This is a genomic window from Helicobacter rappini (assembly GCF_900198625.1).
Classification (GTDB): domain Bacteria; phylum Campylobacterota; class Campylobacteria; order Campylobacterales; family Helicobacteraceae; genus Helicobacter_A; species Helicobacter_A rappini.
In genome coordinates this window covers 1-23543 of the sequence record NZ_FZPK01000010.1, presented here as the reverse complement: position 1 = coordinate 23543, position 23543 = coordinate 1, and the positions used below count along the sequence as shown (strand labels likewise).

The following is a 23543-nucleotide window of genomic DNA, read 5'->3' as shown; positions in this document are numbered from 1 at the left end:
ATAGAATCTAAGTTTTTAAGCAAATATTAGATTATAAAACAAAAGTATAAAACCTGACACTTGGTGTCTGTCAAGGGGGAAATGCGAGATTTGCAGAATAATTAAAATTTTCAAGCATTGTCCCAAGCTTGTTTATATGCAAAGATTTGTTATAGTTTTGTCTTGCATTGCATTTGAGTTATGCTCTAGCTTATCCATTAATGGATAGCAATACGACTAAAGAAGAAATCAAAGGCGATATAAAAACACATACACTGCAATCTGTCGTTACAACTGCCACAGGCAAAGAGCATTTACAAAAAGATGCACCAGCTTCAATTACCATAATCACACAAGAAGAGATAGAATCTAAACCGCACAAAGATTTGGCAGAAGTGTTATCAGGCATACCCGGTATTGATATTGGAGGGGGTATGGGTAGAAGTGGTAATGCAGAAATATCTGTGCGAGGTATGCCTAGCGATTATACATTAGTGCTTATAGATGGCAAAAGGCAAAATGTAAGCGGAGCAATAAACACTTTCAATAATGGTTTTTTGCCGCCATTAAATGCGATTGAAAGAATCGAGATTATAAGGGGACCATTAAGCACCTTGTATGGCAGTGATGCAATGGGTGGAGTTATAAATATTATCACAAAAAGGCATATCAACAAATATGGACTGAATTTAAATATTGAGACAATACAAAATGAGCATAGGTATTTTGGAGGGCATTATGTTGCCAATATGTTTGGTGTCATTCCCATTATTAAAGATGTATTGGGGATACAATTGCGTAGTCGCTTTTATTATCATAGTCCATCAAGCATAATGTTATCAGGTCCAATACAAACAACAACAGGCGACAATAGCAACAATCTTAATAATTACACATTAGGACAAATTGTTACAAGCACACCAGATGGCGGGATAGGAAACACAACAGAGGGGTTAATCTTTGATATTGGTGGACGGATTTTATGCAATCTAGATTCACAAAATCACATTTACTTTGATACACAATTCGCAAAACAATTATATGATAACAGCAAAGAGCAGTGGGGACCACATACAAGTGTAGCAAGCAATTATATCATCATGCGTAATAATTCAATATTAGCACATGAGGGAAAATACCATAATTGGAGTATGCAAAACTCCATACATCTCAATTAAGCATACAATGCAAACATATATAATTTTAGCAAACTGAATTCACTCACAACACCATCAAGGGATATTCAGGGTAGAGATGTGATATTAGAATCTAGGGCATTTATGGATTTAGCATTTAACAACACATTGAGTGTTGGTATGCATATATGCAGGATTTAATCGGCAATCCTAGCACATTTTCACAACATACCATATCTTTGTTTGCCGAAAATGAATGGGAGGCAAGGGATAATCTAAAGCTTACTTTCGCCTTGCGTGAAGACTACAACTCTCGCTTTTCCTTTCATACTACGCCAAAAGCCTATATAGTATATGAGCCACTGCAAGATTGGCTTACGATAAAATGGGGGATAGCATCAGGCTATAAAGCACCCTATCTTAATGAACTAGTAGATGGAGCAATAAGGCTTGGCAATCAAGGCAGCAGGGTAACAATTGGCAATCCAAACCTAAAACCAGAAACAAGCCTTAGTCAAGAGCTAACTCTATTGAGCGACAATGATTATGTGGAAATGGTAGCCACATATTTTTACACATTCTTTTGGGATAAGATTACAAATGTAAGCTATACAAAAGATAGCCAGATATGCACTCATGCGTATAGTAATGCATGTGCTAGACGAGAAAATGTTGATAAAAGTAGTATTCAGGGTTTAGAGTTATTTTTAAGTATGAAGCCTATTTACAACATTGCTTTTGACATGAACTATACCTTTACTCATAGCAATCAATTAAGTGGTAGTATGCAAGGATATCCTTTGGAAAACATGCTAGCACATCTTTTTCATTCAAAACTAAGTTGGGATTATAAAAACCTGCATGTATATATGAGAACAGAGGCACAAGCAGGGAGATTTCGCGGGTTAGATCCTAGCAAAAACCCTGTGCGTTATTCCATATTGGGCAACCACTATAAACCCTTTTTTTCTCATGCACTTGGGAGGACTTTATAGATTCAATAAGAATCTAAAAGTTGGCTTTGCTATCTATAATCTTTTTGATATAAATTTTATAGATTTTAGACATGCTGATTTTCATCCAAACGCTTCGACAAAAAAGGGGTTACCCTACTTTTTAACATGTATAGTGTCATTCAAGAAGGCAGAAGATATTATGTCAGTCTAAACATTGACTTTTTACTAGACTTACATAAGAATGCGATTGCGTAGGTTAGAAATCTGCGAAACAAGGTTATATTTATAAATCTATTTAGAATCTGCTTTAGGCTAAATTCAACTCAAAACATTTTTTAGCTCAAGTTAAACCTAGGCAAAGTATCCTGTGCTTCTCCCAAGCCATTTGCCTTCTCATACACAATGCGTGTAATAGGATAGGCGATATGAATATCATCTTCATTTAAAAATTTTTCTACTATTTCTTGGGCTATTACACTTTTTAGTTTCAGTGTGCCATAAGCATAGTTTTGAAACCATACAGAAATATCCATGCCATTTTCTTTGACAAAGTTAAATACGCGTGGATCGACATTTAGGGCAGAGTGAGCTAGGGCGAATCTATCTCGCATTCTTTGCATTTGACTTCTTGTTTGTTCTGTATAAAGCTTTGCATGTGTGCTTGCGACTTCAAGGGCTATTTTTTTTGCCTTTGTGATATTAGAATCAAAAGTGATACACACAGACACACTATCCCATATATTTTTCAAATCCCCATAAGTGTAATTTGAGATTAGGTTTGTAAAAATGTAGTTGTTTGGGATAAAGATAAGTCGTCCTGCACGATGATTTTCCCTATATGAAGTCTGCGTAATATCATCATAGATTGTAATGCGTAGCATGGATATATCCAATACATCGCCGATGAATACCTCATTTTCTTTCTTTACTCTGATTCTATCGCCAACATGTATGCTGCCACCAACCACAATCACAAGCCAGCCAAGTGTGCTCATAAACATGTCTTTCATAGCGATAGCCACACCAGCAGAAGCAAAACCTACCATTGCCACCGCATAGGTCGCATTATCGATATATGCAAATAATAAAATAAGAAAAATAATCGTAATGTTAAAGACATTGATAACCTTGCTTGTAGTATATGCCCTTTCGTGATGTTCTATATAGCGTTTTGCGATGAGTTTTAGAAAAAAAGCGATGACTATACTAAGTAAGATTCCAATGCCAATGTAGATGAGTTTTAGAATCTGATTTTTGATTTGATATTCTAGGTTTGCTTCGATCTCATCGGCGTCTTTGTTGAATACATCTATTGTTGTTTCAAGGATATTTCTTGCACTCTGCAACTCGAGATTCTGCTCTTGTGTGATTGCTAATGCGTCTTTATAGGGCTTTTTTTCTGTATTGCTTATTTTTGTGTTTTGTGTGATTTCATTTAGGATTGTGCTTTTTTTGTCTATTATAGTGAGTAGTTTATCTAAATCTTGCTGATTGTGTTGCATATTTGCCTTTATGCTTGATATGTGTTTAATGTAGGAGAATGCACTAAAGATTTCAAATGGATTTGTAAGTGTTGGTGCGGCTTCAAGCGTGGGTTTATCAAGCAATTCTCCAAAGGGCTTTGTGCGATATTGCTCTAAGAGATTTTGCTGCTTTTTTAGTGTAACTAGTCTATGTGTCTTTTGTGCTTCAAGTGGGGCTAATAGGGCTTCTTTCTCAAGATCTGTTATTTCATTTGAAATGTCGTGATAGCTTTTAAAATTTTCATATCTTTTCAGCCATATACTCTCTGTTTTATGCAATGCCATATCAAGCTGTTTTAACTGCTCTATATAAGATTGCAATGTGGTATTTTTTGTCGCTACAAAATTTTTAGATTCAATAGAATCTTGTGTTGGTATGGAATCTGCCTGCGTCGCAAAAGCGTTTAGACCACACAAGATAAAAAATATAAAATACACAATCTTTACGCTATGCAAACTCATGCAATACCTCATAGAGAATCTGTTTGTCTATATCATTATGAATATCTGCTTTGATAATCTCTTTTGATTCAAGTAAAACAAAATGAAGTTTAGAATCAAGACTTTTTTTATCATAGAAAAACGCATTATAAAAAGTATCTATATCTTTTATTTTATACTGCGTGGGTAGTCCCACTCTTTTAAGTAAATCATGGATAAAATCGCTAATCTCACTTGATAATATACCAAGCTTAACTGAAAGCCTATTTGCCATGACAATCCCCATGCTAACTGCCTCGCCATGCAAAAACTCACTATATTCACTCTCTAATTCTATGGCATGACCAAAAGTGTGCCCATAATTTAGCAACGCCCTTAATCCATGCTTCTCTTTTTCATCTTGTGTTACAACACTCGCTTTTAACTCTATGCTTCTTTGGATATAAAACTCAATATCACGCATATTAAAATCTTGCAATAAAGCATACTCAAAACACGCAAAAATCTTTATAATCTCTGCTACACCCGCTAAAAACTCTCTCTCTGGCAGTGTGCGTAAGAATATAGTATCAACAAATACTTGTTTTGGCTGATGAAATAAGCCGATTAAGTTTTTACCATATTTATTATTTACCCCACATTTACCACCCACACTTGCATCAACCATAGCAAGCAAAGTAGTAGGAATGCTAATAAAATCAATCCCTCTTTGAAATATCCCACTAGCAAAGCCCACCATATCTGTAATCACACCGCCACCAAGTGCCATCATTAAAGCATTTCTATGCAGTTTATGCGAAAAAGCAGATTCTAGAATCTTATCTATTGTTTGCATATTCTTATGTGCCTCACCATCATCAATAATACAAACGCTCACACTTTTAGCTTTTATGATGGATAACACATATTCTAAATACAGATGCTCTAAATTTTTTGAAGTGATAAGAAGTATATTTTTATCTTCAAATTTTAATGATGATATTTTGCCTATTGTAACCGGATATTTTTGTGATCCCGTATTTACTATAATGTTTTTTTTCATAGGTATTGCATTAACCTCCGCATATCATTGTGAAGAATAGTTTTGTCTTATATTGTAGCTTAAAATAAAATGATAGTATTGAAAAATTAAAAATATGCTGATATTTTGTTACGATTTTATACATTATGTGAATTTTGTTTTATAGCCGTGCGTTATGCTTTATAAAGTTATGGAATCTAGTGTTAAATCATTAAGTTTTGATATAATGCTAACTTTTAGATTCTATCTAATTGGCAACTCATAGAATATTAAAGGATAAATATGGAGATTGTATCGCATTTTTCTCAACTCATCTATCAAGAAAAGATTCCAAACAATCTAGCAGATACACTAAAAAATCTAATAGATACACAAAAAGATACCCTACTCTCTCTACCACCAAAACTTCAAGCCCTAATCCTATCAACACATAGCACAAATATCAATCTCTATGAAAAAAGCGAGACTTTCCGATCCATTTACACACAATGTATGCCACAATATAAACTCAATATAGAATCTATAAAGTTACTACAATACGCACTTTTAAGCGTTGTAAATGCAGCGGAGTTAAAGCATTTAAAAGCACATATCCTGCGACTAAATGCAGCAGAATTAATCACAAATCAACACGCAAGAAGCCTTGCAAACTTTTGCACGCAAAGTGCATTCCAAGCACAGCAGGTAAAAGAAGAACACAAGATTCTAAACCTCAAAACACTCTCTACTGAACTTTCACAGATTCTAAAACGACTGCATGAGTTAAAACTCCATGATAAATACTACAATACTCTAAATACAATCTATACAAACGCACAAAATCATAAATTCTCAATAGGAATCACAGGCGTATTAAGTGCTGGTAAAAGCACATTTCTAAACGCCTTGCTAGGCAAAGAAATACTAGGTAGCTCGACAATCCCAGAGACAGCAAATCTAACGATTCTAAAATACAGAGATACAGAATCTGCAGAAGTGTTTTTCTGGAATACAAACGAATGGGAAGAGCTTAAAAAAGCAGGGCAGTATGATAAGAGTTTGCAAAGCTTTGTAGTAGAGAGTGAGAGAATCTTTGGCGATAGATTGAAAAGCTACATAGCAGATACTACAAAGAGTGAAAGCATAACACTTGATAAACTAAGCACTTACACTTCCGCAAATCATGAAAGCAAACTATGCAATCTTGTAAAAGAAGTAGCCCTTTTTACCCCGCTAAAATTCTTGCAAAATGGCGTTGAAATCGTGGATACACCCGGGCTTGATGACCCCATCACAAAACGAGAAGAGATTACAAAAGACTATATTACACAATGTGATTTGCTTATCCATGTGATGAATGCAAGTTGTGTAGCAACTCAAATTGACATTGATTTCATCTTAGAATCTCTTTTAGGGCAAAATATCTCAAGGCTGCTTATCGTGCTAACAAGGATTGATCTAATCGGTGAAAAAGAGTTAGCCCAATCGCTTGAATACACAAAGACAAGTCTAGCTGCTCAACTCAAAAAAGCGGAATATAGCGGCGATATAGATTCTATAATTGAGCGAATTGACTTTATCCCTGTTGCAAGTTTCTTAGCCCTTTTGCATAAGACAAATAGAGAAGATGAAGCCTTGAAACAAGGCTTTTCACTAGAAAAAACGGGGATTTTAGCGGTTGAAGAGTATTTAGACAAAATGCTACTTGGTGAAAATAGTATGAAGCAAAAAGATATTTTATACCTTGCTTATCGTGGCTTTTTAAAGACAATAGAGCAATGCAGGGAAGAAATGCGTATAGAATCTAGCCTTTTAAATGCCTCTGAAAATGAGCTAGAAGAGATGATAGCAAATCTAAAGAAAGAGCAAAACAAGCTATCTTTACAGCTAGATTCTAAAAAGCAAGAATTGAATGCAAAACAAGATGAAATGCAAGAGTTTCTAAGCGTATTGCAAAATAGTATGCAAAAAAGCTTAAAAAGAGAACAAGAAAGACTACAAACTAGAATCTTTGATGAAGCGACATATAGCTACACTCATGGCACTCAAATAGATTCTAAACGGATAGAAGAGATTCTAGAATCTGGACTTAGCGATTGTTTTAGCGATGTAAGCAGGGATTTTAAATATAAACTTGCTAAAAAAATCACTCAAATATTACTTGATGAAAATAGCGATATAAAGCAGCCAAAAGTTAGCTTTCACGCACCAAAGGAGCAAATCGCAAAAAGTGTTGCAACGCTAAAAGATTCTATCCCTAAGGCTATTAATAGCTGTGGTAAGGGAAGGGAGAATGAACTCTCGATCAAACTACAGGAAATCTTTAATGAATCTTTTAGCCACTTCACACAAATCCTTATGGAAAAAAATAAAGAAGTAGAAACAAAATTTTTAGAATATTTTTCACAGATACTGCAAGCCCAAGAAGAGATTATAAAAACACAAATCACAGAAAAAGATTCTATATTGCAAGACACATTAGAAAAAAGAAAGCAAAACTACACACAAGAAATGCGAGATGCTATGCAGACAAAACAAACAGAACTCACACATATCGCACAAGAGCTTGCCTATATCACACAGGCATTGAAGTAACTTATGTAAAGTAAGTTTAGAATCTTTAAGGTATCTTTTGTATTAAGGTTGCAGAGATTCTAAGCCATATAGAGAAGAAGCTGAATATCCCACTTGGATTGCGAAATAAGGCTTCGCTTGACAATTTTATGTTCTAGATTCTGCGTTGGCTCTTTGGTGTTTTTAGTGGATTTTCCCATCAAATATGCTTTTATAACACGATTCCTTGCGTATTTATTGCTTGGCTACTTGCATTCTTTACTGAAATACACGAGATTTTCACTCATGCTTTTGACAACTTTATTTATAGCTTGTGGGTATATATAATTAAATATGCTAATTGACTAGGAGAAACTCATTTAGTGTGCGTATCAATGTATATTCGCTTTCATCTAATTCCATTGATCTTGCATGCTTTTTATCTCTACATAGCAAATATCGCTTTGTTATACCTGCATTTTTAGCTGCCATAATATCAGTTAATCTATCACCAACAAGACAAGATTTACTAAGGTCTAAATCTAAATCATTCATGGCTTGTATAATCATGCCACTTGCTGGTTTTCGCCTTATCGTATCATGTAATAGCGGACAAAAATAGATTCTATCAAAGCGAAAGCCTAGTCGCTCTTGCATGTAATCTTGCATATAAGAGCTTAATGATAAAAAGTCCTTGATCGTGTAGTAACCCTTTTCAATCCCTGATTGATTTGTAACCACAACGAGCTTATACCCTTGCTTTTTAAAATGTGTAACACAAGGAAAGAAATCATCATAGAATCTAAAATCTTCCTTTTTATACACATAGGATAAATCCACATTAATCACACCATCTCTATCAAAAAATACTGCTTTATTTTTTGCCATAACTTGCTCCATAATGACTACATTTTAGAATCTAAAGACAGAATTTATAGCCTATGCCCCATACGGATTGAATGAATTTTGGCTCTTTAGCAGAATCGCCAAGCTTATTGCGTAAGTTCCTAATATGCGTATCAATGCTGCGTAATCCCGTGTCATCATGGATCGCATTAATAGTGTGCGCTATTCTCTCTCTGCTTACAGGTTGTAAGCGATTATCCACCAAAAAAAGTAAAATATCAAACTCTGTATTTGTAAGCTCAATATCTTCATTATAAAGCTTTATTGTGCGTCTTTTTGCATCAATATTTAACGCACCAAAAACCCTTTTTCGTGGCTCAATCCTTCGCAATAAAGCCTTTATCCTTGCGATTAACTCGACTGCTTCATAAGGCTTTGTCATGTAGTCATCTATGCCAAGCTCAAACGCACGGATTTTATCGCTTATATGTGTAAGTTTTGATGAAATGATAATGGGTATTTGCGTATGGCTTCTAATCTTTCCGCATAACTCAAAGCCATCAATCTCGTGGTCTAAAAGCTCTAAAATCACCGCATCAATATCATCTTGTGCGATTTTTTCTAGAATCATAGAAACATCACTCAAGCATAATGTCTCAAAACCAGCTTGGCAGAGACTGCTATGCAAGGACTTTTGGAGATCTATATCATTATCTATAATAAGGACTTTTGGCATTTCTGTTCCTTATAGAATATAGCTTGATAAAATGTGTATTTTGCTTATCCCACATTGTAACAAATACAAACCATACGCTATACAATCTAATACAACAACAAGCTAAAATAAATTCGTATTATAATGTTTTCCAGCATAAAAGTCTATAAAAAAGCAAGATATGCAATATATTTTTAACAAAAACTTGACATTTTGTTATATTTCATACACAAAGACTTGCAATATAAATGCTAACAAGATGGGCGGCAAGAATAAATGGTGCTTTTATTCGACTTGCTTACGCTAAAAATGATAGGTTTAGAATCTAGAGTTATTAATTTATCACTAACTATACATAGTTGCGAGATTTTCATATAAAGTATTTATATTTTGTGTTTGTGCGTTATATATCCAATGTTTATCAAAAAATGTTTTTTTACCTGAATTGCCATTTATATCTAATAAATAGAATTTATTGTCTTTTTGTCTTTGATTTTGCATTTGTTTTTCTAAATCATTTGGGATATATCCAAATCCACCATCAGAAATAACGATTAAATCAGATTTTTTAAAGTCATCTTGCTGCATTGTTTTAAGCCCTGCTTTTAAGGCTGGGGCTACATCAGTGCCACCACCAAAACTCATCTCTAAAAACTGCATAAGCTTTGCCATGCCACCCTTGCCACTTAGCTCCATAGTCTCTATACCTATAGAAAAGTTGATAAGATAGCAAGCCCTTTTTTGTGTATTTGCTTTTGTTGCTAGAAAGAGTGTCAAGGCTTTTGCGATATATTCTGGATTACCATACATACTGCCACTTGTATCTACACAGATTATTATTGCACCTTCATTTTTTTCTCTTTTCTTTTGCTTTTTTGTCTCTATTTCTTTTTCTATCTCTTCTTGTGCTTCTTGTGTGATAGAGTGATAGCCTTGCTTTTCAAAGCAAAAAAGGCGGTTTTGAATGTATTTTAAATCAAATAATAACTCTAGGGTTTCATCTTCTAGCATTGCTAACTCTTGGGGCAAGAGATTTTCTAAATCTCTGCCTAAAGTTACCCCGCATATCTCTTCTTTATATCGTTTTGTGGGGATTACTTGCGTATAGGAATAGCTTTTTAGCTCTTTTATTTTTTGTATCTCACTTTCTTCCTCTTCTTTTTCTAGTCTGCCTAAAAGCTCGGCTATTTCTTTTAAGGCTTTGCTATTTTGTATGGTGTTAAAATATTGCTTGATTGTATTTATATCTATGCGATTTCTTATACCAGCACCATTGTCAGTGCCTTTGCCTCCGGGCATTTCTATCCTTTGTCCTTTTAGCTTATTTTGATAAGCTTCATCGCCTAGATTACTTACATCTAAGCCTTGCTTCATCTCATCTAATACTCCACTAAATAGCTCTCCAGCACCACCCAAATTGCTTAAAAACTCTTTTGTTTCAAGTAAAGATTCTAAATAGTCTGTTAGCCTTTGTTTATAGTCTCTCGTTTGTTTTAGCTTCTCTTGCTCTATATACTCGTTTTTCTTAGATTTTAGCATTTGCTCCCAAGCATTAAGGGTGTATTGTCTTTTATCAGTAAGGGTTATATCATTTTGTTCTTGTTTATTGAGTAGTGAATCTAGTGTGCCTTTATGCTTTTTATTGTAAGTGTCAAACTCTTTTATATCATCTTTTAGTGTTTTAATATCTTGCGTGGGTGTGAGCTTTCGCCTATGGTGTGCTACCTCTTCTTTTTTAAAAGGATGGGAATCTTGCAGGGAATCTTGTTGGGCTTGATACTCTTCATGGGCTTTTGCTAAATGTTCTTGCACTTCTTTATCTTGCAATAACTCTTCATAGCGTAAATTATTCTGTATATCTTGTGGTATGTGCTGCATAGTGTGCCTTTTATTTCACCTTAAGAATATAATAATTATCTATACCATTGCGGGTATGATCTCATAGAAGTATTGTCAAACATTTGATAAAACATGCTATTGGAATAGTGAGCATTAAAAGGATGGTTGCTATTTGTTACAAGATTCCATGAATTTAAACTTTGATTAAACTTTCTTGCGTTATAAAACATGCGTTTCATATTGGCTACCTTACCCACATTCCAAGAATTGAGCGGCTGATTGAAAGAAGTTGCATTGCTAAACATATTTTCCATATTAACTACATTGCCGACATCCCAACTATTTAATGGTTGATTAAAGGATTTTGCATTGTAAAACATTTGGCTCATATTTTCCACATTGCTTACATCCCAAGATTCTATACCGCTAAAGTCTGTGCGACTTGAGTCTTGAAATAACTTGCTCATATCTGTAATCTCACTTGTATCAATATCGCCTAAATAGATACTTTCATCTTTCACAAGTTCTTCCAATTCTTCTTTTGTTTGTGGTTCATATTTGTAAGATCGCTTTTTCTTTGTCTCGTCATACTTTAGCGGTATAGGCGTGGGCTGATTTTGTATAATATATCTTAATTGATCTACTGCTAGACTTAGCTGTTTTAACTCTGTTTGTGTTTGCGTAATACCTCGCAAGGCATTGCGATAATCACTAGTGCTTAAAAATGGATTTGCCATTTTATTTTGTGCAGATAGAAAAATTTCTTGTAGTTTAGTTTGATAATCATTGATATTTTTTATAATGCCATCACATGCTTGCATATATAAATTTTTTGTTGTTTGGTTGACATGTTTTGGTTTTCTTTTCTCATAGCATTCCGCAATCGTTGCATCATAATGCTTCCTATACTCTTCTTTTAAGCTTGATATATCAAATTTAGCATTTTGCATACTGCTTTGCAATGCTTTAGCAATAATCTTATTCACCACTTCTTTTTGTGCTTCATCACTCCATAAGCAATGCGCTAAAAGCATAATATCAATAGGCTGAACCTCATCTCTATCGCTTAAAACCACTGCTGTCTTTAGTAACTCTGCCATAGCTCTCCACCGCCTATCGGATACATAAATGCCATTATGTGAGATTGGCTCTTGCGTGGATTCTATACTTTGGTTTTTAGTATCCTGTCGAGATTCTGTTTGGCTAGATTCTGTATTGTCTTGTGCTAGATTTCTTAACTGCAATGATTTATTATAAGATTCTATACTTGCTTTAAGGAAGTGCATGGCTTCTTTTGCTTCTTGTGAGAATTTTATCTTTTTTGCTTTTTGCGTGATGTCTTGCAGCTCATCTAGTGTGATAGGGTTTGTAACTTCTATTTCTACAATGTCTTCATCTAGCAAGGCTTCAAAGCTGCTTCTTTGCTCCACGGGCAGCACACTCAAGCGGATAACAAGCCTATCATATAAGGCTTCTAGCCCTTGATTTGGCGTGGGGAATTCATTACTCGCACATACTAGCCCTTTTAATGGGACTTTTATATCCATATTTCCATCGCGATAAATCTTTTCATTGATAATGGTTAAAAGCGTGTTTAGTATTGCTGGAGAGCTTTTCCATATCTCATCTAAAAACGCAAAATGTGCTGTGGGTAGATAGCCTTGTGTGCTTCGTGTAAGGCGATTTTTCTTTAACTCTGCTATGTCTATTGGACCAAAGATTTCTTCTGGGGTGCTGAAGCGATTCATTAGGCAAGCAAAGAAAGTGTTAGAACCTTTTATGTTAAAGGCTAATGCTACTCGCCTTGCAATAAGGCTTTTGCAGTGCCCGGAGGTCCGTATAAAAAGGCTGATTTACCACTCAAAAATGAAAGCAATACAAGCTTTATGGCTTGGTCTTTTTCATACACACCTTGATTTAACTCTTTTACAATAGATTCTATACGATTTTTATAACTCATTTTATTTCCTTTAGGTATTAAAAAACGAAATTTTAGCAAATCTTTGTTGCGTTTATAGATAATGTAATGAAAGATAAATTTAATTCATATAAACAAGCATTTTTTATAAAATATAAAAAACTTAATCACACACAAAGACTTGCAATATAAGTGCTGACTAGATGGGCGGTAAGAATGAATGGGGTTTGCAGAGCATATACTCTTTGTGTTGTATGTAAGAAGTTGCGTTCATTATGACTAAAGCCGCCTTCACAACCGATAATAACGCCATTTTTAGCGATATTTTGTCGCTCTTGTTGCGTGAGATTCTCAAAAGTTTCTACAGATTCTAAAAAGTCAATCGCAATAGCATTTGGAAAAGCTTTGCAAACAGATTCTAAGTCCTTATGTATGGCAACCTCTAGTGGTTTCATGCGTCCGCATTGCATACATGAGTATTGCAGCATCCTTTGTGCCTTTTGCATATCAATCTTGCGATTTTTCTGTGAAAAGTCTGCGTAAAAAAGTTGAAGAGAAGCGACATTTAACGCATTTAAAATAGGTAATATATCATAAATATCCTTTAAGTCAATCATTGCAAGTATGATATGTGCGTAGGCTTTTGGTTGAGTTACCTGAGTGTGCAAACCTATGAGTTTAAATGTATTTTTCTTTTCATGCTGATAGCTATAAAGCTGCATATCATTAAGATTTGTGGTAAGTAGGGTCTCGCCTTGCTTAAAGCGGCGGACATGAAATAGATAATGTGCGTCTTTAGAATCTAGAGTAATAGATTCCAATCCAGAATCTTTATGATAAAAAAATTGCATACTACCCCTTATATGCTTTAATAAAACCTACAACACACACAAAAACAACAACAAAGATAAGATACATTATCTTACATGTTTGCCTGTATCTTTGCATACCTTCTTTGCTTGTCCTTGCTTTTTTCAAGGTTTTCATACGATAGATTTCACCGATGAGAAAAAGAAGTAGGGCAAAAATCATTACGATAATGCGTATATCAAGGATAAAGCCCCGCATAGCAAGTAGAAAGCCGCCTGTGATAATGCCTACGCCAAGCAGAAAAATCGTAATAGGCATGACAAAATAAATCTTTCTATTCATCTCTAAAAATGTCTTTGCTCGATATAAAATGAAGAGATACCACAAATAAGGGATAAAAAACAAACACGCAAAAATCTCGTGTAAGAATATCCCCTGCATATAGGCATCGCTTTCCATAAATGTATGGAGTGAATCCTGCATGATATCGCCTTTTTGTTAAAGAATCTAAACCCTTTCATCAAAGATATTGCCGACCATATCACGCATTTTCATCATAAGCTCAATAGCTTCTGGCGATGGAATCTCTCGTATAACTCTCCGTCCTGTCGCTTCACGCACGGTTACTACAAGTGCTTTAATCTCATCGTTGTAAGAAAAGTCAATATTTGTATTTGCTTTACGCATTTCTTCTTGCAATTTACGCGATAACTCCGTCATTTGCTCTCGCAATTGGGAATCATCATAAGTGTTAGCCGCCTGCTTTTCTTCATACGCTTTTGCTGGGGTATTTGATCTTCCTTGCTCAAATCCTCCACTGCTTATAAAAGCCATAATTTGGTGTTGCAATGATGATAATGAACTTCCTTGTGTCTCCATCATAGCCTCCTTGAAACAAAATACTTACCTCTATTTCTATAGAAAATAGCGGTAATTATAGCAAACTATCGACAAACTACAACATTTTCTAAACAAAGATTCTAAAGATTTTCTACTGATTTTATAACATTATTCTCACAAAAACATTATTTTTGCATCGCATTATCGCATATTGCCATAACTTTGCTATAATCTATGATTTGTTAAAAACACAAAGACACTAGACTTGTAAGATTCTATAAAGGTTCAAGATGACAAACTTTTCTAAAATTGGCTTTATCATGGCAACACTTGGAAGCTCCATAGGCTTGGGGCATATTTGGCGTTTTCCTACTATGGCTGGGCAAAATGGCGGTGCTGCTTTTATCCTCTTATTTCTCATTATTTCTGTGGCGGTTGGTGTGTCTATGCTGATTGCTGAAATGCTTGTTGGGAATCGCACGCAGAAAAACGCACAAGATGCCTTTTATGAACTTGATGAAAGCGATCATAAAAAGTGGCATTGGGTTGGATTTACTATTATTGGCGGTCCTGTTATTCTTACCTTTTATTGTATTGTGCTTGGCTGGGTGGTGTATTATTTTGGTGTGGTAAGCTTTCATTTGCCTACAAATATAGATGATTCTAAAACATTATTTGGGGATCTCACTCAAAACTTTGAAGCACAAATTATGAGTTTTGCAAACGTTATGATTCTTACCGCATATTTTGTCGCAAAGGGTGTAAAAAGCGGGATTGAAAAGCTGAATTTCACGCTTATGCCTTTATTATTTGTGATTTTCTTTGGATTGCTTATCTATGCTATGACACTAGATTCATTTGGTAAGAGTGTAGCTTTTATGTTTGCCCCAGATTTTAGCAAAATCACACCAAAAGTATTAATAGAAGCTATGGGGCAAGTCTTTTTCTCACTCTCTCTAGGTATTGGTATCATCGTTACTTACGCGGCTTTCACAGAGAAAAAGCAGAATCTTTTCAGTGCGGCTATGTGGGTGCTTATCCCCGGGATTATTATCTCTATTGTTGCAGGGCTTATGATATTTACTTTTGTGTTTGAGTATGGGACCAAAGATGATGTTGGTGCGGGGGCTGGACTCGTGTTTATCACACTGCCTGTTTTATTTGGAAAGATGGGATCAGTAGGTAGCGTGATTTGTGTGTTATTTATGATTGGATTAGGCTTTGCAGGGCTTTCAAGCACGATTTCATTGCTTGAACCAGCAGTAAAATGGCTAGAAGATAAAACGGGGAAAAATAGAGTTATGCTATCGTGGGTTGTTAGCCTTGTAGTGTTTTTAATCGGCTCTGTGCTTATTCTCTCGCTTAATGAAGGGCATAAGGAATTGACTATTGCTGGAAAAAGCTTATTTGACTGGATGGATTGGCTTAGTGCTAATATTATCATGACGCTTGGCGGACTTTTGGCAACAATCTTTGTGGGCTATGCGATTAAAACAGAGCATTTAAGAGAATGGACTAGCCATTACTTTACACCTTCTATGTTTTACTTTTGGCTTTTTGCGATTAGAATCTTAGCCCCACTCATGGTAAGTGCTATTTTTATTTATAATATTTATCATTTACTGAATCCAAAATCAGCCGAACCTGTGCCAGAACCACAGCAAATAGAACAAAGTATAGATTCTGAAGCTAAAGAGTAGCTAGATTCTATAATTTAGAATCTTTAATGCTTTAGATTTAGCTACTTGGTTTTTTAAGGTGCAATTTTAGAATCTATACTTTTATAGGTGGTGCAGGGTTTAGGGTGTAGGTGAATGAAGGCTAGATTCTTTTTAGATTCTTATATTGTCATGTTGTGCGGAGCGAAACATCTAGTATGGAAAATGTAAAGAAGATTCAAGCAAAGATATTTCGCCTTTTTCGTAATGTTCGCACGAGCGAAACTCTTGCCTACACTTGCAAATATGACAAGAATCTAGATTCGTAAGGAAAAATACAATTTATACGACACACTATATCATGGGGATAAAATGGCGTGGTTAAAAGAATGGCTTTTTACAATTATTTTGTGTATCTGGGCGTTATGCGTTAGTATCACTAGCTATATTCTTATAAAAGAGAATACAACTTCAATTGATTTTAACACACTAGTTAAGACATTACAACAAGAAGAAGTCGAGCAAATACTAGTCAGTGATAAACACACATATTTCTATATGGCAGATGAAAAGATTTATAAGATTCTAACAACAAAGCTATATGGTTGCTTAAATGCAAGAATTGTTTCTAAAACAGATAAAGACAAGATGACAAATATTAAAAAAACTTGCGGTCTTTATCTCTCTTTTATCGATAATGGACTACCTGTGATTGCCCCCAAAACTTCGCTTATAATGAAGATATGTTATGCAATAGTTGTATTTTTAATAGGCTGGGCTATACTCTACATACTTTATGAAGAGATTGAGCCAAAAATATGGCATAAAGATTCTACAAATACAGATACAAACTCATATAGTGATGATGATACAACTGAAATGTCGCTAACACTAGAGCCCATGAAAAGTTCGGTAAGATTCCGCGATGTCGCCGGGATTAAAGAAGCAAAAGATGATTTATTAGAAATCATTGATTATTTAAAGAATCCAAAAAAATATCAAGATTTAGGGATATATTTGCCAAAAGGGGTATTACTTGTAGGACCGCCCGGTGTGGGTAAAACTATGATCGCAAAGGCTATTGCAGGGGAGAGTGGTGTGCCTTTTTTCTATCATAGCGGCTCATCTTTTGTGCAAGTGTATGTAGGAGTTGGCGCACAGAGAGTAAGAGATCTATTTGCTAGGGCTAGGGCTTGTGCGCCTGCCATAATTTTTATTGATGAGATAGATGCTATCGGTAAAGCAAGGGGTGCGGATAATCATCAAGAATGGGAAAGCACTCTAAATGAGCTATTGACTGAGCTTGATGGCTTTAGCGATCAAAGCGGCGTTATTGTCATCGGTGCGACTAATCAAGTTGATGTTATGGATCACGCACTTTTGCGTAGTGGGCGATTTGATAGACGCATTTATGTTGATTTGCCAGATTTAGATGAACGCACAGAGATTCTAAAGGTGCATTTACGCAATCGTGCTTATACGCTTGATTTACATGAAGTAGCAAAACTTTGTGTGGGCTTTAGCGGGGCAAATATTGCATCACTTGTAAATGAAGCTGCTATTAATGCCCTGCGTCATAATCGCAATGCAATCACCATGCAAGACATAACAGACACAAGTCATAAAGTCCTATTTGGGAAAAGGCGGCAAAATGCCCTAAGCAAACAAGAAAAGCAAATGCTTGCTATCTATAATGCTGCAAAAGGCTTATCACAATATTGGCTTTTACCAGATTTTCAAAAAATCATGCTAATTGACACCGCGATAGAATCTCAACCGCAAAACAATAACTACGACTACTGTACAAGGGATAATCTCATCGCAGAAATTAAAATCGCTTTGAGTGGTAATCTAGCCCTTGAAGTCCATAATATAGGCATTGCCACAATCGCACAACATGATATTGAGAGGGCAAAACTCATTGCAAAAAAAATGTGTGAAGATTATGGCATGGGTGAAAGGTTGCTTACTGACTATGAAGATATTTTAGAGATTCTAGAATCTACAAAGCAAGAACATAAAGAATTTATCATTGCAAATAAACATTATATCGAACGCATTGCCACTACACTCATAGAACACGAAAAAATCACAAAAGAAGATATACAGAAGATTCTAAATTCTTAGATATTGCAGAGTTTAGTATTTAGCCTTTCGCTTATCTCACACTCGTTCGAATTGCTGCTAGAAAGTAGTATCCATTACACATATAAGATTTAGAAACATGCCTAGCAAAATAGAATCTAAAAAAGATTTACAAGCTAATATTTGATATTAAACCAGAGAAGAATGCAAAATCAATGCATTCCATTCATAGTATTGCATATATAATTCAAATCATAATTTATAAATCTTGCAAATATAGTGTGCTTTGTAAGATTGAATGCAAAATAAGGGGATATATGCCACTAAAGTTTCACATTTTTTCACTACAAAGTAAAGAACATAGTGGAGCAGGACTCATGCAATATAAAGGTAAAACAATCTTTTGCAATGAGAATAAAGAAGCAAAAATCCCACCAAAGATTCCATTAAAAGAGGTTATAAAATACTATTATCGCTATCCAAAAAATGCAAAACCAAAGCATAAGATTCCCTTCATAGATTCTAATTTCAAGATAAGAAAAGACACGCCACATATCGCATGGCTTGGACACTCTTCTCTATTTTTTACACATAATGATATAGCGATTTTAGTCGATCCGCTCTTTAGCATGTATGCCTCACCATTTGCATGTATCAATCGTGCATTTTCACAGACTAAATGCTACAAAAACGATGACTTTCCACATGCACTGCTTGTCATCATCACGCATTCACATTTTGATCATTTGGATAAATCAAGTATTCTCTCGCTTGACACACAAACAATGTATTTTATTTGTCCCCTAGAAGTTGGCATATATTTGCGTAAATGGGGCATTAAAGGGAGTAAAATCATTGAGCTTGATTGGTGGCAGGGAGTAAGTTTTGAGAATGTTTTAGATTCTAGTCCTAATGGGTGGGTGCAGGGCGTAGGGGTGTGCAATTTATGGATTTCAGAATCTAAAAATTTTAAAAATGTGAAAAATGATACAATAGCTGCAGAATCTAGCAGCAAGGATTCTAAAAATAAACATGCCCCTACACAGAAAAAGAGTGAAATTTTAAAAATCACTGCCACACCCGCACAGCATAATTCAGCACGACTTGGTGATTTCAACAAAACCTTATGGGCTAGTTTTGTATTAGAGTTTTCACCAAACACGCCGCAGTATAAAAAGGTGTTTTTAAGTGGCGATGGTGGCTACTACACACATTTTAAACGCATTGGAGATATGTTTCAAGGCTTTGATTTGGCATGTTTGGAGAGTGGGCAGTTTAATCATGCGTGGCGATATTCACACTCTTTTCCATTTGAGATTCTGCAAGAGGCAAAGGACTTGCAAACAAGCATGGTTTTGCCGATACATTGGGCTAGATTTGTCGCTGGTAGTCACGAATGGAATGAAGTAATAAGATTTCTTTATGAGAATCTACATAAACTAAATATCCCTTGTGTTGCACCAAAGATAGGGGAACTCTATCCTATTGGCACGACTTATGATAACCAAATGTGGTGGGAGTGATAAGGATTTATTGTGTTTGCTAAACAGCTTGATACCTAGCCTTGATTACTCCATGAGAGAAGCTGTCAGTGCTTAAAAAATGAAGTCAATATTTTATGCTATAATCTCACTCTTATTTTATTCTTTGGAGTTTATTTATGTTTAATTCGACATCACTTAGTCGCATATTCTTTAACAGAATCTTTTTGTATCTTGTGCTAACCAACACAGCTATATTTATGATAGCCAACACTATAACTATGGGGGGGGGGGGGGTATAGAACCCAATTTTAAAAAACTCATTCTTCTAACTCTTCAGTGTCTTGTTATTAACTTTAGCATTTTCTACATTCCTTTTTATATTTGTAGCCTTATACATAAGAAATGCCTAGCAGGCATTTCTATAATCTTTTTTGTGCTTACTTTCATTATAGGCATTGTTGATGTATTTCTTTTAGGGAATTTTCAAACTCCGCTAAATAAGATTATGTTTCAAGTATTTTTAAGCACAAATCCAAATGAAGCAAGTGAGTTTTTACAATCATATTTGAGTAAAAATATCATTATATCCCTTGTGATTTTTACTCTATGGAGTATGCTATTTATAGTTAAGATTCCAAAAAGTTTTCTCATTAAACTTGGTTTTAAATCCGCACAATCCCATAACGACACAGAATCTATCAAAGACGATAGGGTAGAAAAAATATCTTGCTACTTATTTATTATTTCTCTCACTCTATTTGCATTTTTGTATGGTAGATATTGGTATGGTGAGAAATATCCACAAAAGCAGTTTTTTACTGATAGGAATTCACTTTTTAGATTCGAGCAAGTGTTCTACTATGGCATAAAAGAGCAAAATGCATTTTTAAAACAATATAAAGAGTTAAGTCATGAGTTAAATGAGTTTAAAACAGAAAAGCCGGGCTATATGATAAGAAATGAAAGCAGTGTGCCAAAAGTGGTTTTAATTATTGGTGAATCTACACAGAGAAACTATATGGGAATCTATGGTTATCCCCTGCAAACTACACCGCTTTTACAAGAGTTACAAAAAAGCGGAAATCTCGTGGTATTTAGCGATGTGATAGCCCCACACGCACACACAAATGAATCTTTACAAAAAGTTCTCACTTTCAGTAATTATGAAAATGGGCAAACCCCATGGTTTAAGCAGCAAAATCTCATCAATATTATGCGATTTGCTGGATATAAAAGCATTTGGCTAAGTAATCAAGAGGCATTTTCTGTGTGGGGCAATGCGCCGGAAGCAATATCTAGACATGCCGACATTACAAGATTCTCGCGTATTGTAGAAAGCTTTGATTCTGGAGCAGATTATGATAGCGTATTGCTACCTATGCTTGATAAAGCCTTAAGTGAGTATAATAATGCTGATAAAAGCTTTTATATCTTGCATCTTATGGGGACACATGGTGGATATGCCCAAAGATTCCCTAAAAACTTTGCTAAATTTAGTGAAAAAGATTTGATTGATAAGAATCTTAATACTTTTTCATTTGCAGATTCAGCTATACCTTTAAATTCAGGGCAGATGAATACAAAGATCGCATACATTAATGCTATTTATTACAACGATTATGTGGTAAGCAATATTATGCAAAGATTTAGCCATGAAGATTGTATTGTAATCTATCTAAGCGATCATGGTGATGAGATGTATGACTTTAGGGATCTTGCTGGACATGCAGAGACCATAGGTTCTCGTTTTATGATAGAAGTCCCTTTTATGATTTATATGAGTGATACTTTTAAACAAAAGCATAAAGATATAGCACAAAAGATACAAAACGCACAGAATCTGCCCTTTATGACTGATGATTTTATCCATGCCTTTCTTGATCTCTTAGATATTGAAACCAAAGATAGCATAACACAAAGAAGCATTTTTCATAAAGACTATAATGCTAAAAGACAAAGAATGTTTTCTGGCAAAGATTATGACAGAGAGCTAAAAACACAAAAACTTAGTGCTAAGGTGCCAGAAAAGCTATGGCTACATAGAGTTGATGAGATAGTAAAACTAAAAGATTTCTGGGGAAAATATGCTGGCTATGAAATCGATGTGCATTTTTTAACAAACAATCCCAAAAAACCAACACCATATTTTGATGTAGGACACGATGGACTAGCACATAGCATAGGGCTTGATTTAGCAGAGATGTTTTCGGCTACAAAGACATTATGGATAGATAGTCTTAAAAACCCCAATGATACCGACCAAGTTTTTACGACAAAGTTTTGGATTGATTTTAAGAATCTAGATGATTCTAATAAATTATTATCTTTAAGAGAACTAGAGAGACTATGTGAAACATATAAGATTCCAAAGGAAAATTTAGTGATTGAAAGCCCTAATTATGAAGCCTTGAAGGTTTTTAAAGATGAGGGATTTTTCACAAGTTATTATTTTCCATATTATGATATGAAAAAATTAGAGAAAGATAGAGAAAAACTACATAATGAATTAAAAGAAATTATTGCAACAAACAATATTAATGCGGTGAGTTTTGCCTATGAATACTATGACTTTATAAAATCACTCAATTTAAAATATGATATTAACGGGGGGGGGGGGTAGATATGCCTCTACTCACTTGGAATGTAGGCGGGAGCGACAAAAATTGGGTTAATAACATAGCAGTGGAGGCTTTCGGTGATACCCAAACAAAGATTATTCTTGTAAGCGAACAGGGCAATTATCGCTAATTTTGCGTATTTCGCATGGCTTATAGTAGCACCATAATATGTATTTTTCTGATTAAAAACTTACAGAATTCTAATATTGTCTTTATTTTACATAAAAGCTAGAACAAGCAAATATTAGATGTCAGCTTGCGACCGAAGCCCATACGAATTGCAAAATTTTTCTCAAGTTTAATTGGCACCCTCCATTACACACTGGGCTTGCAAAATTATAGAAAGCTAAAATCTGCATTAATTTGAACTCATATAAGACTCTAGGATACAAACCTATAGAATCTAAGCAAGATTCTATAAACAATATAAAAAATAGAATATAGCCATAAATAAGGGCAGATGAAGCATTCTAACAGACTAGTATTTTCGCCGCTAAATATGTAAAATAAGATGAATGAAAAAAGGGCTAAGATTCCAATCTCTTTATTGCTTATGTAAAGTAGCACAAGCAACACAAAGCTAATTAGGGCTTGATTAAGCAGTGTTGCGTGATATATGTCAAATGCTTGTGTGCTGAGTATGTTTGTATTAAGTGGATTAAATGCGTGTGTGTCAAAGTCTTGCAAATGAGATGATTGAATAGCCAATTCTTGCAAGTAAAAATCTATCATGCCAAGAGAGCCACCATATAAGATAGCACCATATATAAAAAGTATAAGGGCAGTGTAGATATTAAATCCTATATTAAAAGATTCTATGCAGTGCTTGTTTTGGTGTGGTGTAGAATCTTGCTTGCTATCGTTGTAAGTGTGGAGCGTTAATTGAGTGCTATTGCTGGAATCTTTAGTCGTTTTGTTTTGAATGTTTAAGGCTGGATTATTATTTTTATCAACTAAAGTTTTAGATGTTTCGCTTCGCTCAACATGACAAATATTAGATTCTAAATTCTTTCTATTTTGAGTGATAAACTCCGCATTTCGCTCATAATGATTAGATTCTATATTCTCCACCAAATTTGGGTGGGCTACGGGGTTTAGGGCGTAATTTACAGAATCTAGATTTTTATCCAAATGGGCGGGTG

General features: G+C 34.9%; 18 protein-coding genes and 2 pseudogenes. 9 read left to right on the top strand and 11 right to left on the bottom strand.

All coding sequences use genetic code 11. The annotated features are described in order from the left end of the window. Positions 1 to 173 precede the first annotated feature (173 nt). Positions 174 to 1157: a TonB-dependent receptor plug domain-containing protein gene (locus C6H17_RS02710; RefSeq protein ID WP_148374281.1), complete on the top strand. Its 984-nt coding sequence runs from the start codon at positions 174 to 176 to the stop codon at positions 1155 to 1157. Between the two features lie 146 nt (positions 1158 to 1303). Beyond that, the gene (locus C6H17_RS02705; RefSeq protein WP_040462580.1) at positions 1304 to 2110 is read left to right on the top strand and encodes a TonB-dependent receptor domain-containing protein; all 807 of its coding nucleotides are present in this window, start codon (positions 1304 to 1306) and stop codon (positions 2108 to 2110) included. A 296-nt stretch (positions 2111 to 2406) separates the two neighbouring features. Here the strand turns inward: C6H17_RS02705 and C6H17_RS02700 are convergent, their stop codons facing one another. Beyond that, positions 2407 to 4056 carry a mechanosensitive ion channel domain-containing protein gene (locus C6H17_RS02700; protein WP_005217334.1) on the bottom strand — a complete coding sequence of 550 codons (1650 nt, stop codon included), beginning with the start codon at positions 4054 to 4056 and terminating at the stop codon, positions 2407 to 2409. Further along, positions 4043 to 5077: a 3-dehydroquinate synthase gene (gene aroB, locus C6H17_RS02695; RefSeq protein WP_005217335.1), complete on the bottom strand. Its 1035-nt coding sequence runs from the start codon at positions 5075 to 5077 to the stop codon at positions 4043 to 4045. The genes C6H17_RS02700 and aroB overlap by 14 nt, the downstream gene beginning before the upstream one ends. 261 nt (positions 5078 to 5338) lie before the next feature. Between aroB and C6H17_RS02690 the strand changes: the two genes are divergently transcribed. After that, a complete protein-coding gene (locus C6H17_RS02690) occupies positions 5339 to 7630 on the top strand; it encodes a dynamin family protein (protein ID WP_005217337.1) in 2292 nt (763 codons plus the stop codon). A 315-nt stretch (positions 7631 to 7945) separates the two neighbouring features. Here the strand turns inward: C6H17_RS02690 and C6H17_RS02685 are convergent, their stop codons facing one another. The 8 genes and pseudogenes from C6H17_RS02685 to C6H17_RS02650 form a co-directional block, all read right to left on the bottom strand. After that, positions 7946 to 8476: a D-glycero-alpha-D-manno-heptose-1,7-bisphosphate 7-phosphatase gene (locus tag C6H17_RS02685; protein WP_005217338.1), complete on the bottom strand. Its 531-nt coding sequence runs from the start codon at positions 8474 to 8476 to the stop codon at positions 7946 to 7948. 31 nt (positions 8477 to 8507) lie between these two features. Continuing rightward, the gene (locus tag C6H17_RS02680; RefSeq protein ID WP_005217340.1) at positions 8508 to 9170 is read right to left on the bottom strand and encodes a response regulator transcription factor; all 663 of its coding nucleotides are present in this window, start codon (positions 9168 to 9170) and stop codon (positions 8508 to 8510) included. Between the two features lie 324 nt (positions 9171 to 9494). After that, positions 9495 to 11027, bottom strand: coding sequence for a VWA domain-containing protein (locus C6H17_RS12765; RefSeq protein ID WP_020995379.1), 1533 nt, complete (start codon positions 11025 to 11027; stop codon positions 9495 to 9497). A 35-nt stretch (positions 11028 to 11062) separates the two neighbouring features. After that, complete coding sequence (locus C6H17_RS13510) at positions 11063 to 11809, bottom strand: BspA family leucine-rich repeat surface protein (RefSeq protein WP_418904706.1); 747 nt, start codon at positions 11807 to 11809, stop codon at positions 11063 to 11065. Positions 11810 to 12019: 210 nt separating this feature from the next. Then, a pseudogene (locus C6H17_RS12755) lies at positions 12020 to 12948 on the bottom strand (AAA family ATPase); the annotation flags it as partial. Positions 12949 to 13073: 125 nt separating this feature from the next. Continuing rightward, positions 13074 to 13757, bottom strand: a complete 684-nt coding sequence (locus C6H17_RS02660) for an RsmE family RNA methyltransferase (protein ID WP_005217349.1) — start codon at positions 13755 to 13757, stop codon at positions 13074 to 13076. Position 13758: 1 nt separating this feature from the next. After that, complete coding sequence (locus C6H17_RS02655) at positions 13759 to 14199, bottom strand: hypothetical protein (protein WP_005217351.1); 441 nt, start codon at positions 14197 to 14199, stop codon at positions 13759 to 13761. Between the two features lie 24 nt (positions 14200 to 14223). Continuing rightward, a complete protein-coding gene (locus tag C6H17_RS02650) occupies positions 14224 to 14550 on the bottom strand; it encodes a flagellar protein FlaG (RefSeq protein WP_396279273.1) in 327 nt (108 codons plus the stop codon). Positions 14551 to 14846: 296 nt separating this feature from the next. Here C6H17_RS02650 and C6H17_RS02645 point away from each other — a divergent pair, with 296 nt between their 5' ends. From C6H17_RS02645 to C6H17_RS13235, 6 genes are all read left to right on the top strand, one after another. Further along, positions 14847 to 16256: a sodium-dependent transporter gene (locus C6H17_RS02645; RefSeq protein ID WP_005217354.1), complete on the top strand. Its 1410-nt coding sequence runs from the start codon at positions 14847 to 14849 to the stop codon at positions 16254 to 16256. Positions 16257 to 16586: 330 nt separating this feature from the next. After that, a complete protein-coding gene (locus C6H17_RS02640; protein ID WP_005217356.1) occupies positions 16587 to 18341 on the top strand; it encodes an AAA family ATPase in 1755 nt (584 codons plus the stop codon). A 275-nt stretch (positions 18342 to 18616) separates the two neighbouring features. After that, positions 18617 to 19822 carry an MBL fold metallo-hydrolase gene (locus C6H17_RS02635; protein ID WP_005217358.1) on the top strand — a complete coding sequence of 402 codons (1206 nt, stop codon included), beginning with the start codon at positions 18617 to 18619 and terminating at the stop codon, positions 19820 to 19822. A 137-nt stretch (positions 19823 to 19959) separates the two neighbouring features. Beyond that, positions 19960 to 20082, top strand: a complete 123-nt coding sequence (locus C6H17_RS13240; RefSeq protein ID WP_267892785.1) for a hypothetical protein — start codon at positions 19960 to 19962, stop codon at positions 20080 to 20082. 134 nt (positions 20083 to 20216) lie between these two features. Next, positions 20217 to 22403: a phosphoethanolamine transferase gene (locus tag C6H17_RS02630; RefSeq protein ID WP_233714082.1), complete on the top strand. Its 2187-nt coding sequence runs from the start codon at positions 20217 to 20219 to the stop codon at positions 22401 to 22403. Positions 22404 to 22405: 2 nt separating this feature from the next. Then, complete coding sequence (locus tag C6H17_RS13235) at positions 22406 to 22531, top strand: hypothetical protein (protein WP_267892784.1); 126 nt, start codon at positions 22406 to 22408, stop codon at positions 22529 to 22531. Positions 22532 to 22782: 251 nt separating this feature from the next. On the opposite strand, the pseudogene C6H17_RS02625 reads toward C6H17_RS13235, so the two are convergent. Next, positions 22783 to 23543: pseudogene (locus tag C6H17_RS02625) on the bottom strand (hypothetical protein); the annotation flags it as partial.

Excerpts from the sequence above, each read along its gene's own strand:
- C6H17_RS02635 (WP_005217358.1), top strand. The coding sequence starts at position 18,617 with ATGCCACTAAAGTTTCACATTTTTTCACTACAAAGTAAAGAACATAGT.
- C6H17_RS02650 (WP_396279273.1), bottom strand. The coding sequence starts at position 14,550 with ATGGCTTTTATAAGCAGTGGAGGATTTGAGCAAGGAAGATCAAATACC.
- C6H17_RS13510 (WP_418904706.1), bottom strand. The coding sequence starts at position 11,809 with ATGCAAGCATGTGATGGCATTATAAAAAATATCAATGATTATCAAACT.
- C6H17_RS13240 (WP_267892785.1), top strand. The coding sequence starts at position 19,960 with ATGTTTAATTCGACATCACTTAGTCGCATATTCTTTAACAGAATCTTT.
- C6H17_RS02645 (WP_005217354.1), top strand. The coding sequence starts at position 14,847 with ATGACAAACTTTTCTAAAATTGGCTTTATCATGGCAACACTTGGAAGC.
- C6H17_RS12765 (WP_020995379.1), bottom strand. The coding sequence starts at position 11,027 with ATGCAGCACATACCACAAGATATACAGAATAATTTACGCTATGAAGAG.
- C6H17_RS02660 (WP_005217349.1), bottom strand. The coding sequence starts at position 13,757 with ATGCAATTTTTTTATCATAAAGATTCTGGATTGGAATCTATTACTCTA.
- C6H17_RS02685 (WP_005217338.1), bottom strand. The coding sequence starts at position 8,476 with ATGGCAAAAAATAAAGCAGTATTTTTTGATAGAGATGGTGTGATTAAT.
- C6H17_RS02705 (WP_040462580.1), top strand. The coding sequence starts at position 1,304 with ATGCAGGATTTAATCGGCAATCCTAGCACATTTTCACAACATACCATA.
- C6H17_RS13235 (WP_267892784.1), top strand. The coding sequence starts at position 22,406 with ATGCCTCTACTCACTTGGAATGTAGGCGGGAGCGACAAAAATTGGGTT.
- C6H17_RS02680 (WP_005217340.1), bottom strand. The coding sequence starts at position 9,170 with ATGCCAAAAGTCCTTATTATAGATAATGATATAGATCTCCAAAAGTCC.
- C6H17_RS02655 (WP_005217351.1), bottom strand. The coding sequence starts at position 14,199 with ATGCAGGATTCACTCCATACATTTATGGAAAGCGATGCCTATATGCAG.
- C6H17_RS02700 (WP_005217334.1), bottom strand. The coding sequence starts at position 4,056 with ATGAGTTTGCATAGCGTAAAGATTGTGTATTTTATATTTTTTATCTTG.
- C6H17_RS02690 (WP_005217337.1), top strand. The coding sequence starts at position 5,339 with ATGGAGATTGTATCGCATTTTTCTCAACTCATCTATCAAGAAAAGATT.
- C6H17_RS02640 (WP_005217356.1), top strand. The coding sequence starts at position 16,587 with ATGGCGTGGTTAAAAGAATGGCTTTTTACAATTATTTTGTGTATCTGG.
- aroB (WP_005217335.1), bottom strand. The coding sequence starts at position 5,077 with ATGAAAAAAAACATTATAGTAAATACGGGATCACAAAAATATCCGGTT.